This is a genomic window from Metallosphaera cuprina Ar-4 (assembly GCF_000204925.1).
Taxonomy (GTDB): Archaea; Thermoproteota; Thermoprotei_A; order Sulfolobales; family Sulfolobaceae; genus Metallosphaera; species Metallosphaera cuprina.
In genome coordinates, this window is the sequence record NC_015435.1 from 1,798,682 (window position 1) to 1,811,229 (window position 12,548).

13 protein-coding genes and 5 tRNA genes are annotated in these 12,548 nt (G+C 39.0%); 9 read left to right on the plus strand and 9 right to left on the minus strand.

Annotated features, from left to right (window positions below; translation table 11 throughout):
- Positions 1-30: 30 nt before the first annotated feature.
- Genes trmJ through MCUP_RS09480 form a run of 6 tightly spaced genes read right to left on the minus strand, consistent with a single transcriptional unit; the run spans position 31 to position 3,212 of the window.
- The gene (gene trmJ / locus MCUP_RS09455) at positions 31-729 is read right to left on the minus strand and encodes a tRNA (cytidine-2'-O-)-methyltransferase TrmJ (protein ID WP_013738590.1); all 699 of its coding nucleotides are present in this window, start codon (positions 727-729) and stop codon (positions 31-33) included.
- A complete protein-coding gene (locus MCUP_RS09460; protein ID WP_013738591.1) occupies positions 701-1,300 on the minus strand; it encodes a HemK2/MTQ2 family protein methyltransferase in 600 nt (199 codons plus the stop codon). The genes trmJ and MCUP_RS09460 overlap by 29 nt, the downstream gene beginning before the upstream one ends.
- The gene (locus MCUP_RS09465; protein WP_013738592.1) at positions 1,252-1,905 is read right to left on the minus strand and encodes a 16S ribosomal RNA methyltransferase A; all 654 of its coding nucleotides are present in this window, start codon (positions 1,903-1,905) and stop codon (positions 1,252-1,254) included. Before MCUP_RS09465 ends, MCUP_RS09460 begins: the two co-directional genes overlap by 49 nt.
- On the minus strand, positions 1,902-2,519 hold the full coding sequence (locus MCUP_RS09470) for a DUF655 domain-containing protein (RefSeq protein WP_013738593.1): 618 nt from the start codon (positions 2,517-2,519) through the stop codon (positions 1,902-1,904). Before MCUP_RS09470 ends, MCUP_RS09465 begins: the two co-directional genes overlap by 4 nt.
- A 43-nt stretch (positions 2,520-2,562) precedes the next feature.
- Complete coding sequence (locus MCUP_RS09475; protein WP_013738594.1) at positions 2,563-2,898, minus strand: DNA-directed RNA polymerase subunit F; 336 nt, start codon at positions 2,896-2,898, stop codon at positions 2,563-2,565.
- Between the two features lie 14 nt (positions 2,899-2,912).
- On the minus strand, positions 2,913-3,212 hold the full coding sequence (locus tag MCUP_RS09480; RefSeq protein ID WP_013738595.1) for a 50S ribosomal protein L21e: 300 nt from the start codon (positions 3,210-3,212) through the stop codon (positions 2,913-2,915).
- An 82-nt stretch (positions 3,213-3,294) separates the two neighbouring features.
- Here MCUP_RS09480 and MCUP_RS09485 point away from each other — a divergent pair.
- The 8 genes from MCUP_RS09485 to MCUP_RS09520 all read left to right on the plus strand — a co-directional run bounded on the left by MCUP_RS09485 (position 3,295) and on the right by MCUP_RS09520 (position 7,251).
- Positions 3,295-3,392, plus strand: a tRNA-Leu gene (locus tag MCUP_RS09485).
- A gap of 89 nt (positions 3,393-3,481) precedes the next feature.
- Positions 3,482-3,570, plus strand: a tRNA-Tyr gene (locus MCUP_RS09490).
- A 95-nt stretch (positions 3,571-3,665) separates the two neighbouring features.
- Entirely contained in the window at positions 3,666-3,893 is a 228-nt protein-coding gene (locus MCUP_RS09495; RefSeq protein WP_013738596.1) for an LSM domain-containing protein, read from the plus strand.
- 13 nt (positions 3,894-3,906) lie between these two features.
- Positions 3,907-4,092, plus strand: coding sequence for a 50S ribosomal protein L37e (locus MCUP_RS09930; protein WP_013738597.1), 186 nt, complete (start codon positions 3,907-3,909; stop codon positions 4,090-4,092).
- Positions 4,092-5,003 (plus strand): spermine/spermidine synthase domain-containing protein, encoded by a 912-nt coding sequence (locus MCUP_RS09500; RefSeq protein WP_013738598.1) that lies wholly within the window; start codon positions 4,092-4,094, stop codon positions 5,001-5,003. Before MCUP_RS09930 ends, MCUP_RS09500 begins: the two co-directional genes overlap by 1 nt.
- 34 nt (positions 5,004-5,037) lie before the next feature.
- A tRNA-Ser gene (locus tag MCUP_RS09505) sits at positions 5,038-5,145 on the plus strand.
- Between the two features lie 41 nt (positions 5,146-5,186).
- Positions 5,187-5,284 (plus strand) — tRNA-Leu (locus MCUP_RS09510).
- 692 nt (positions 5,285-5,976) lie between these two features.
- Entirely contained in the window at positions 5,977-7,251 is a 1,275-nt protein-coding gene (locus tag MCUP_RS09520; RefSeq protein ID WP_013738600.1) for an arsenic transporter, read from the plus strand.
- Positions 7,252-8,627: 1,376 nt separating this feature from the next.
- On the opposite strand, the gene MCUP_RS09525 is transcribed toward MCUP_RS09520, so the two are convergent.
- Together MCUP_RS09525 and MCUP_RS09530 are read right to left on the minus strand one after the other, a co-directional pair.
- Positions 8,628-8,702 (minus strand) — tRNA-Val (locus MCUP_RS09525).
- An 87-nt stretch (positions 8,703-8,789) separates the two neighbouring features.
- The gene (locus tag MCUP_RS09530; protein WP_048057797.1) at positions 8,790-10,691 is read right to left on the minus strand and encodes a beta-CASP ribonuclease aCPSF1; all 1,902 of its coding nucleotides are present in this window, start codon (positions 10,689-10,691) and stop codon (positions 8,790-8,792) included.
- Between the two features lie 90 nt (positions 10,692-10,781).
- Here MCUP_RS09530 and MCUP_RS09535 point away from each other — a divergent pair, with 90 nt between their 5' ends.
- Positions 10,782-11,837 carry an NAD(P)-dependent glycerol-1-phosphate dehydrogenase gene (locus tag MCUP_RS09535; protein WP_013738602.1) on the plus strand — a complete coding sequence of 352 codons (1,056 nt, stop codon included), beginning with the start codon at positions 10,782-10,784 and terminating at the stop codon, positions 11,835-11,837.
- Here MCUP_RS09535 and MCUP_RS09540 read toward each other — a convergent pair.
- Positions 11,827-12,525 carry a peptidylprolyl isomerase gene (locus MCUP_RS09540; RefSeq protein ID WP_013738603.1) on the minus strand — a complete coding sequence of 233 codons (699 nt, stop codon included), beginning with the start codon at positions 12,523-12,525 and terminating at the stop codon, positions 11,827-11,829. The genes MCUP_RS09535 and MCUP_RS09540 overlap by 11 nt on opposite strands.
- Positions 12,526-12,548 lie beyond the last annotated feature (23 nt).

Genomic DNA, 12,548 nt, shown 5'->3' on the forward strand with positions numbered 1-12,548 from the left:
TCAACATGTGTAGGAAAAGAGTATAAAAACTCATTCTTGAGTGTGAAGGATCCTCATATATACTTTCCTGAGGAATCTAACGACTGCCCTACCTTCTTCCTCATCTCTAATACCTCTAAATAAAGATCTTTTAGTTGCAACGTACATAGCATCGTCTCCATCCGATCTCCTTACATCATTATAGATGAGTTTTACATATTTATCTATAAATCCTAAAGTTTCTGATGATACATTCATATCGTTGCTTATCCTATTCTCGTTCACCTTGCTTTTCCAAAGTTCGTAAAGTATTATACTCACGGCATGTGACAAGTTTAAAACTGGATAGTCTCTATTTGCTGGAATAAAAACCATTATATCGGTCATAGCTATTTCTTCCCTAGTCAGACCTACGCTCTCTCTTCCAAAAACTAACCCAACTTGCCTTCTTCCGATAAGACTTGAAATTTCCCAAGGTGCCATAGACTTTCTAAGCATGTCTCCTTTGGAATCTGCAATACTAGACGTGGAGATTTTCAGATCCAGATCTTCTATGGCGTCTTCTAGTTTATCAACTACTTTAGCTCTTTCTAAGAATGTGTTGCCTTTTGCCGAAAATTGCTTCGCCTTATCTAGATCGCATTTGGGATTAACAATGTATAGCTGATCAACGTCAAAGTTTTTACATAGTCTAGCTATAAACCCTACGTTGTACTCTCCTTCAGGTTCTACCAATATAACTCTTATCAATCACCTTCACCGCCTTTAATATCTCGAATCCGACTACGATCTCTTTGACTTTGTCTACTTCCAAGCTCCTCTCCTCGAGGATTTTAAATAACTTTTCCTCATCTGTGAAGCTAGAGTAAACAAAATAATACTTCCTAGATCTTGTCAGAAGCAAAAGTCTATTCAATTGTTCTAGTCCACCTATTCCTCCAGACCAACTATATCCAATCCAACTTGAAGTCTCTGATACCGGAAGATACGGAGGATTAAATATGACACTGTCAAACGCTACGTCTCTTAAACAGGTAGTTAGGTCACAGTTTAACACGTCTATATCGATGTTATTTAGCCTAGCTGAACATTGGGTTACTAAAGAGGCAAAAGGATTTATATCTACTGATATTACCCTAGCACCTAAAGAATGTGCTACGATACCTAAGATACCTGATCCAGACCCTACGTCCAATACGCTCTCACCTTTTTCCAAATCGAGAATTGACGCCAAGAGCTCAGAATCCTCAGCTGGCTCGTATACGTTATCGTCTAAGCATAGCTTATACCCAAGGTAGCTAAAATATCTATAACCATCCATGGTTTAAAATCCCTCAATCTTTTGTCACTCGATGAGTTTAGCCCACACAACTTAGCTATATTATTTAAGGATTTATTTCTATATTTGCTAATACACGCTATTACGTCTGTTACCTTTTGATCGTACTGCCTAGATCTTTTTAGAGATACTAGTGCTGAGAAAATTCTAGGGGCGGGCCTAAATGAGGAAGGCGGTATAACAAACAATTTATTTATTTCAAAATAATAATTCAGTATAAAAGATATGAACGTTGGGTAGTCAATTACCTTATTAACAAAATCCTCTTGAAGTATCAACAGTAACCTTGAAATTCCATTGATTTTAATTATCTCCATAAAAAAGTCATAGGTAATGGAATAGGGTAAAGAGGAGATAATTTGCCCACGTAAAACGGGAAGTTTCCTAGCATCACCCTGAATCGGATTGTAATTTTTGAGAAAAGATAACAATCTCTGATCAATTTCAATACATAAATCAGGCGATACGACTTCTGAGAGATTACCCTTACCACATCCTATTTCAATTAGAGGTCGTTCTGTAGAAATATTATCAGAAATCTTTCTTATAACGTCTTTATCTACAAGGAAGTTCTGAGAATAATTCATTCGTGTCTTATCCTTTCTAGGTAACCTATATATTTCTGTTCTTGGTTTCTCTTTTCGGTCTCTGTAGGGTAGACAAATAGAAAGTATTTATCTTCACGCTTTATTTCGAGTAATATTCTTTTCTTTAATATCTCTTTTACTCCCTTAATCCCTACTCTATCTTCTATGTCCTTATAACTTGTAAAGGGACTCTTCTTCCTCTCTTCAAGGATTATTCTAAGGGTCTTTTTACCTATGTCAGGGAGTAACTCCAGCGCATGAAGCTTTAGAGTTAAGGCCTCCGCCTTATTAAAGAAGTTCACGAATTGATGTTCCTTCTCTGTGATTATTTTTTCTATTATCTTGGCAAGATTGTCTCTGGCTAGCGAGGTTAGATCTTCATACCCTATTAGGACGTCAACTCTCAGAAGAGGAGGCTCATGATCTCTATCTATCTTTTCCTCGAGCTGGATTTTATCGGTTAGAGGAAAAGCTTCCATAAGTATAAAGAAATCTTCTCCTAACAATTGAAGTAGTGGCTTATTTTTGTGCCATGAGTGCCTATCTAGAGGATTTCCATCTCTAAGGTAATCCAGTACGTAGACATATTGCTCTCTCGGTCCCTTCTTGCTCATAGTGCCACAGGTAAGCTTATGTAATTAAGATTATTAAAGACAATCAGGCCGATTTATATTTCTTTACTAATCGTACTATATTATCTATATCTTCCTGAGAAAAGGTCTTATTCTCTATAACTAAGATAGCTCTAAGCTCGTCTGGAGTTTCAGGGCATATACTACTTATCATTGCCCTTACTTCTTTCTTACTAACTAAGGGCTTGAGTTCTTCCATAAGTTGTTTGGCATTTTCCGAAGAACACTTCTCAATAGAATTGAGATATTCGAAAGTTTTCTGAAGTATTGAAGATGACCCTGCCTCTATTGCTTCCTTCAGGATCTCTTTAGCTACAGAATAAGGAACATAATCCTCTTCAATTATCTGAAATGAAGACATTTTGAAAAACCACTCTACGACTTAATTTCGACCAGATGTTCTGGCCTAACTATGAGTACCTTTTCTTTCTCTCCTAGAGAGACTTTTACTTCGTAAGCCTTACCTCTCTTCTTCAGAATAGCCCCTACTTTTCCTTGATACCTCCTATGAGGCATTCCACTATGAGTCGAGGAGTTGATTTTGATTATAACTTTTTGTCCTTCTTGGAAATCATCCATTAGTCTACCAAGAGAAGGAACTGCCCCCTTTTCTCTAGGCGATTTTTTTAGAAGCTTTCTGCTTCTAGTTCTATTCCCCCTAGAATGCGAGACCATGAGAAACACTGAGAAACAGAGGAAATGCTAATAAATTAAATTTTCGGATAAACCTTTAAGCACTGGCTACAAAACATAACATGCGGGGGTGCCCGAGCATGGTCAAAGGGGGCGGACTTAAGATCACTATAGGAGATCCGCTGGAGTAGTCCTGCGCGGGTTCAAATCCCGCCCCCCGCACTTCGTTATCTACGAAGAAGTCCTAACTTTATAACACGGTATAATTACAGCGGAAAACTTTTATGGCAAGAGGAGAGATGAGATTTAGTCCCGCCGTAGCTCAGCCCGGTTCAGAGCGCCCGGCTGTAGATAAGGGGCAGTTACCGGGTGGTCCGGGGTTCAAGTCCCCGCGGCGGGATTCTCTCTCGTAAAGTTAAGGTGAGCTATATCGAAACTATATCCACTCAATTTATAAACGCGGCTTAGCCCTACTCTTAATAGGTGTTTCGTTTTATGGCTGAAACCGCACATAAGCTACTTGCAGAATCAGTAGGTAGTCTAGTCCTAGTAAAGCTAAAGGGTAATAAGGAAGTGAGGGGTTACCTAAAAAGTTACGATCAGCACATGAACCTGGTTCTCTCTGACTCGGTAGAGATTCAAAACAACAATGACGAGAAAAAGATGGGGACAATAGTTATAAGAGGGGATAACGTAATCCTCATATCGCCAATACAGCAATGAGGTTTGATCTAAAGTGAAGGGAACTCCATCATTTGGAAAAATGAATAAGGCAGGTTCGCACATAAGATGTAGAAGATGTGGCAGGAACTCATATAATCCCACTAAACACAAATGCGCTGCTTGTGGATTTGGCAAATCTAAGAGAATAACAAGATACAGTTGGAAGACTAAAAAGGTGAATGGGGTAAGGTTAAAGTAATGGAATTTGGTTGGAGTTGGCATATCGAGTGGCAGTCCGCATATGAGTTCCACGGTCATCACATAGACCAGGTTCTGGAAGATATAACAACCAAATATCAGAGAGTTATGGTAGCCCGTCTAACTAGATTCGGTAAATCGCTGATAATAGATGGTAAAATACAATCTACAGTGTTCGATGAATATATATATCACGAAACTTTAGTTCATCCTTTACTTTTATCTCTAAGGAACCCAGAAAGGATCCTAATATTAGGTGGAGGAGAGGGAGCCACTTTAAGAGAGGTCCTAAGGCATAAAACCGTAAAGAAAGCTGTAATGGTCGATATAGACCAAGCAGTTATAGATTTCGCAAGAAAACATCTTACAGAGTGGCATAGAGGTTCATTTGATGATCCAAGAGCAGAAATAGTGATAGATGACGCTCTTAACTTTATCCAAAGGAATAAAGAGACTTTTGATGCAATCATCCTTGATCTTACTGATCCTATTATGGGCAACTCGTCATACAAGCTATACACGAGAGAGTTTTACGAAAAACTTAGCAATTCGATTAATGAAGGTGGTGGCATAGTAACCCAAGCGACATCACCTTCGTTCAGCATAGACACCTTCTCTGGTATTTATAATACAATTAGATCGGTATACCATACTACAAAGGCATCAATAACGTATGTTCCATCATTTGATGGACTTTGGGGATTCGTTTATGCGTATAAAGGTAGCGTTGATACCAGAATGTCTTCCGAGACAATAAACAAGTTAATTGAAGATCGAATAAATGGTAAACTTAGATTTTATGATGGGGAAACCCATTCGACGTTGTTCAACATCCCAAAGAATATTAGAGAAAAACTCTCTTCAGAATCAAGAATATCTACAGAGAACAATCCAGTTACCGTTCCTGCTTAATTTTTAAGTTTGCACAGATGATACTCTATAAAATGCCGGGGTGCCCGAGCGGACCAAGGGGGTAGGCTCGAGACCGTTCCAGCGTAAAGGGAGCTACCTACTGCCTCTAAGAGGTACACGGGTTCGAATCCCGTCCCCGGCGTATGACTTAGATTTTTTAGTATGTTAAATAATATGATCCATGCGGGGGTGCCCGAGCATGGTCAAAGGGGGTAGGCTCAGGACCTTAGTGAGAACCCTACTGGAGTAGTCCTGCGCGGGTTCAAATCCCGCCCCCCGCACGTTAAAAAGCTAGATATGTCAATTTAGGAACAGATAATAAAATAGTTAGAAGAGGCTCGAATCTTAGTTAACGTGACCCAGAACTCTTTTAGCATAAAAATAAAATTAGCGATTTTAATACGACCTCCTCAGAAGAAGGAAAGAGGTTTAGGGTTGCAACGCTCCCCTTTCCCAAGTGGGCTGCAGAAAAGATAACTATAAGAAACCTAAAGGTAGATGCAGGCCAGAGGAGTACGTAAAACTTCTCTTCATCACTGTAACTTTTTTTGGAACTTTTTGATTTAAATGTGTATACTATAGTAAGGATTCGCACGAAGTTCCTCTTTCTTTGCATCGAAAATGTAGAACTCAGATGGCTGAAAGATAACTGAAAGCCCGGGTTATGAGGCTAAAGGTACTGTTCCTGCATAGAATATAAACCATACAGTTGTGAATGTAACGAAAGAACTTGGAATTATATATAACGTAAGAGAAGGCTTAAAATGCTTACCAACGAGATGATAAACTGAGCTGACGTTGTGATAAAGATGAGCTGCTTCGTTAAAGATGTATGTCCTGCATCAATTCTTACTAGAACGCAGAGAAAACTCATTAAATGGAACATTAATAATTCAAATGACAAATTAATTGAAAGAGAAAGGAAAATTAGGGATGAAATGAAATCAAGGATCTTGAGGTCAGCATGAAGTTCATGCTGATAGTTTCATTTGTTATATTCCTAGCCACGCTGGCGATGGTCATAATAAGGCCTAGAAATATAGGGATTGGGTATTCCGCAATTGCTGGCGCCGTGGCAAGTTTGCTACTTGGAATAACCACGGTACGCGATGTGTACATAGTGTGGGGGATCGTCTGGAACGCCACTTTCACCTTTGTAGCGGTGATAATAGCGTCACTAATTTTTGATGAGGCTGGATTCTTTGAATATGCAGCAGTAAGGATAGCTAAATTTGCTAACGGTAACGGCTTAAAATTATTTGTACTGATCATAGTGCTTGGCGCCGGGATTTCTGCAGTTTTTGCAAACGATGGCACAGCGCTGATCCTAACGCCTATAGTCTACACATTGTTGACCAGGGTAGGAGTGGATAAGAAGCATGTAGTGCCATTTATAATGGCTACTGGTTTCATAGCTGATTCGGCGAGCCTACCACTCGTAGTGAGCAACCTTGTTAACATAGTGACAGCAAGCTATTTCTCGATTTCCTTCCTGGATTACGCTAGAGTGATGATCCTGCCTGACCTGATGGCAATAATAGCTAGCCTGGCTTTTATGTTATTGTACTTCAAGAATAGCATTCCGTATAAATACGATGTCAAAAAGCTTGACAATCCCGAAGATGCAATAAAGGATCCCCTTACTTTTAGGCTGGCAATGCCAACCATTATACTACTGATAATATCGTATTCAATAGGTGGAATATATAACGTGCCTGTAGCGTTTATAGCTGTCCCAGTTGTTGCCGTGCTCTTTCTGGTTGCCAGGATAAATGGAAAAATAAACACGAACAGGATACTGCGCGTTGCTCCATGGCAGATAGTGATCTTCTCTCTAGGAATGTACCTGGTGGTCTTTGGGCTTGGCAGGGAAGGTTTTACAGAGATCCTTTTCTCCTTGCTTGCTACATTTTCCAAGTTAGGAGGACCATTTCCGACTTTACTTTCAGGTTACCTTTTTGCATTGATTGCAGCAACAATGAATAACATGCCTTCAGTTATGATCGGGAACCTTGCTATTTCAAGGTTCACTGACCCAGCTTCTCTGATATATGCCAACGTTATAGGGAATGACATAGGTCCTAAGTTTACGCCTATAGGTTCCCTTGCTACTCTTCTCTGGCTTTACACGCTTGATAGGAAGGGAGGAATAAAAATTTCCGCAATGTACTACATGAAAATTGGGTTCTTGATAGCAATACCTGTGCTATCGTTTTCCCTCCTTGCGTTGTGGTTGGTCACTACATGATTTACATCCATGTAATAAATGGTACTTTTTGTAGTAACAGGTGAGCTATCACGCCCTTGTGGACTGCAACTGTGTGACTTAGATAATGCTACGTTCTCATATGGGCTACGTTTCATTTCAATATGCTAAGTATTCCCAAGCGTCTGTATCGGATAATTAAAATCGAGCATGGAATTGCATTATTGACATATATGGATTACCTGTTTTATAGGTTCAGCCTTAGCAGGCAGAACACTACAAATCTACCTGGCTCAATATTGGTCCACGTCTTTAAGAATCCGCGGAATTCTCTTAAGTATGTTTGGTAGATTCTTCAAAAAAGGTTTAAACCCCAATTGTGTCCACTTCGATTTTCTTAGTTATCTAAAATGCTATGAAATAATAAACTAGAAATGTGTTAAATTGAGGCATATCTATGATATCTTAGATTAAGACCGTATCACAATGTGATTCTCTTTCGTAATAGAGGATCAACTTTCGGCGTTATATTTGAAGTGGTGGCAGCATTGTCTTTGAAGATCTGTATGCTTGCTTATAAGAAAACAGTTAATCACTAATCAAGAAGTATCTGAATTTATGCTAATGTTCTATATAATCTCTATTTTATGTGTAATAAGAGAAATTTTCAATAAAGAAATTAGCACAACGTTTCAACACATTTTAGAAAGCGCTTAGGACATTTACGACGAACAGTAATAGAAAGAGATGAACTCATAGCTTCAAATAATGAGAGGATCGCGGCATCACAGACAAGTAAACCTCTATTCTTAAAGGACTCCATGTTAGACGAGGACGAACCAGTGAATAAGTAGATAAAAAACCATTCTATGTTAATCGGCTAAAATTAATGACGTTATCTCTACCTTGCATGTACTCCAAAGGATTGCAGATTGGGAAACTTTTAGATTGCAGAACAGGTTTACCCTCCGATTGCCTTCAACAGGGCGTTGGGAATCTCGAAGACGTGCTGACACAAAACATCAGACATAACGATAACGAGTTTGATTGCATCTCTGTAGTAAAGCACAGAGGGAATAAATTTTTGTTGACGAGGTCCAGGTATATAGGCTAGGAATCAAAAACCTTGGCGATGCGTCGGTATTTAGGCATTGAACCTGAGTATTATCTGAAATTTGAAAATCTACAACTTATGATTAGATCTTTAAGTTGAAACCTAATGATGTCAGGGACAAGGAAATATCGAGAGGTGTTTTATTGGATATGAAAGAGAGAAACAGGAAAGAAAAGACACTTAACTAAAAACAAAAGTTGCAAGGATACTTGTTGAGTCTCATAGATTCAGAAAGAATTAATATTGCTATAGAAGAATAAAACGTTAGGATTTTTCTATCTTATCTATATCCCCTATGATGGAGTGGGCCCGCTGGGATTTGAACCCAGGACCTCCGCTGTGTCAGAGCGGCATCCTAACCAGGCTAGACGACGGGCCCCTTAGTCTGTAAGTATAGTATACTTAAAAATTTAGTTTCCATCATCTCTTTTAGAGGCAATAATAAGAAGAAACATGATAGGTAATTTTAGGCGAGCCTCAAACTATCTAATATTGTTGGAGCGAAAATGTTTGCCCCTCCCAGACCTAGCCTCTCCCTACGCTGTCTCTCTACTACTTTCTTAAACTCTCTTATTGCATTGGCTTCTCCATGGTTTAGTATTACGTTCCTGGGTTTAGGCGTTATATCCCCTAAGAAATTCAGCAACTGCCATTTGTCAGAGTGACCAGAGAATCCATCTATCGGTGTAGTTTCTAAGTTAACCTTTATGTTATCAACCCTACCATCTCTACCTATTATCTGGATTTCTCTAGCTCCGTCTCTCACCTTTCTTCCTAGCGTACCTTCTGCTTGATAACTAACGAACACTAGACTGTTTCTTGAATCAGGTGCCAATTCCTTAAAAAATTCAACAGCAGGGCCTCCGTTTAACATTCCAGATGTAGCTAAAATTATACTTGGTTCTCCATGAGCTACATCTTCTCTGTATCCTTCAATTCTCTTAAAGAGATCGGACGTGAAAGGATTCTCGTCCTTAAACAAGATCGAGTCCCTTACTTCTTTACCGAGCCATTCAGGGTAAGCTGTATGTATTGCGGTTACCTCATCAAATAATCCAGTAACGTAAACCGGAACCTCTGGGATCATTTTCTTTTTCATTGCGTCGTTAATCACTAACATTATTTCTTGTCCTCTACCTACAGCTAATACTGGAATTAATACTTTACCTCCTCTATTAATTGTATTATTGATGGTTTCTATAAGTTTCTTCTCCGATTGATCTCTATTGGTCTGTTCTTGAACTCCGTATGTGGTTTCCATAATTAATGTATCTACTCTAGGAAATTCGGATACGGCTCTATCTAACAGTCTAGTTCTAGCGTATTTGAAATCTCCAGTGTAAACCAGGTTATGGACTCCGTCTCCTATATGAAGATGGGCCATTGCTGATCCAATTATGTGCCCAGCGTTATAGAACGTTAACCTGATATCAGGCGCTATATCTGTTACCTCCTCGTAGTCCAGTGTTATCGTATGAAGAAGTTCCTTCCTCACTTCTTTAGCTGAATATGGTAAAGGTCTTCCTTCTTTATCTGCAACGTCTAACATATCTAGCTGCATTAGAGCCATGATATCTCGAGTAGGTTGAGTAGTGTAAACAGGTCCCTCATAGCCATACTTGAAGAGAAATGGAATCATTCCGCTGTGATCTAAATGCGCATGAGTCAATACTACTGCATCTAAATCTTCTAACCTTAACTGATCTATGTCTAGTTTAGGGAACATCCTCTCTCCGAAATTTACGCTTGGATTTACTCCTACGTCCATTAGTATCCTACTTTCAGGAGTCTCGACTAGAACAGCGGATCTACCTACCTCCTGAAACGCTCCCAGAGCTGTAACTCTTACATATCTATCTTTGAAGAGTAACTCTCTATGAATTCTCTCTCCAAAGATCTTCAGTATTTTCGATCTATACTCCGTTTCGTTATACATGTGAGTGAGAACGCTTTCTACGGTCCTTGATTTGATTGGAGGCTCTCTAATTATTATAGGTCTCCAATAAGTTTCTACGAATATTTTTTGTTGAATTAATCCCTTTTTTCCTATAACTAGTCCTGGTTTCTTTGCCTTAATTAATACCTCTCCTAATTCATCATCGAACTTTATATCAGAAATCTGAGCTTCGCTTGGCACAAAGTTTTTGATTATCTCTATCGTTTCCTTTTCTGACTTTCTAACACTGCTATCCGCCTTAATTACTATCCTTTTCTTTATTTCTTTAACTATCTTCCTCACTAAATCCATCTTATCGCCTAGAATCGACGGATTTTTTACATAGACTGCTATCTCAGGTCCCTCAAACTCAATTCTAGTAATCTGAGCTTCCTTTGGAATTCCATTGTAGATTGCAGATATTATTCCCATCCTAAAATTGGACACCTGTATCACCAAATAAACAAAGAAATCCGGCAGGCATAGGTAATTCTTTATTATATTTAAATCTTCTTTCATACTATGGAGATTCAAGAGCATATTATTGAGCTTCCGAAGAAGGTTTACATCGGAACTGGAATTTTATCTAAATTAAAAGATTATCTTTTCCAATTAAATGTAACAAGCCCTCTATTAATAGTTACTGGACCTAATGTAAGAAAAATTGTAATAGATAAAATATTAGATAACTTGAACGAGATAAATAAAATAGAACTGATAGAAGTAAATGATTCGACGATAGACGAGGTAAACAGGGTCGAGGAGAAGGCTAAGGGGTCCAATCTAAAGTTTATACTTGGTATAGGTGGAGGAAAGACGATAGATGTAACAAAATATGCTGCGTACAAGCTGAATGTAAATTTCATAAGTATCCCAACTGCCCCCTCTCATGACGGTATAGCATCTCCTTTCGCTTCAATTAAGGGACTCGGGAAGCCTGTATCGGTAAAGGCAAAGATGCCCTATGCCATCATAGCTGACATTGACGTCCTGAGTACGGCCCCACGGAGATTAATTAACTCTGGTATTGGAGACACCCTTGGCAAACTCGTTGCGGTTAGAGACTGGAAACTTGCGTCTAAGCTAACTGGAGAGTATTATGGCGATTATACCGCCTCTCTTGCCATTCTCTCTGCTAAACACGCTTTAAGTTGCACAAGAATAATACATAGGGATTTAAAATATAGCGTAAGGCTTTTGGTTGAAGCGTTAATTAGCAGCGGAATAGCGATGGGAATGGCCGGCAGTACCAGACCAGCTAGCGGGTCAGAGCATTTGTTTGCCCATGCAGTAGATCTACTTCAACCTAATGCAGCGCTACATGGCGAATTGGTAGGTATCGGCACGGTGATTATGGCTTACATTCACGGTATTAATTGGAGGGAGATTAAGAGGGCTTTAAATAGGATAGGATTACCAACGAATGTAAAGGAGCTCGGGATATCTAACGAGGTAATAATTAAGGCACTGACCGTGGCTCACAGCATAAGACCCGAAAGATACACTATACTTGGAGACAGGGGATTAACGTGGAGCTCTGCTGAGAAAGTAGTAAGGGACACTGGAATTATTGACTAATTACAGACTTGGTAAATACCTCTTCGTATACTACAGAGATCTCATCAATAACATACTTCAGTATATCTCTAGCTAAGAGGAGTTTCCTTGATTGGATATCTTCTAACATGAAAATCTTTTCTGGTATTGTGATTTTCAAAGTCTTCTTGTCCTCTGATAGTTGAGCTGTTGGCTTCTCGACGCCAGAGAACCATCTTTCAATCAACGCATCTATTTTCTCTTTATCATCTACTAACTGCTTTACCACCTTGACTTTATACACTAGCGTTTTACCCGCTAAAGGGTGGTTTAGATCGATATAAACTCTACCACCGCTCACACTCTTTATTATCCCAACAGATCCGTCAGAAAACCTTACAGGCAAGCCAGGATATGGAGTTATTCCTTGTTTTCTAACCTCTCCGAGTGACATTACCTTAACTTTAGAAGGATCTCTAGGTCCATAAGCGTTATCTGGAGTAACTTCTATTTCTTTCTCTTCGTCTAGGTTAAGGTTATATAGACTTTCCTCCAATCCTTTAATTAATCTATGCTCTCCTAAAATGACGAGTTGAGGACCGTATTTACGACCTTCGTTGTAAATGTTAGCCTTTTTAGCCTCTTCCTCTACGGTCGTGTCTATAATTTCCTGTGTATTTTTATCCTTTCCTGTATAATTTATATAAATGAAGTCCTTGTCTTTAAACATGATGATCAAAGCTCATAATTATA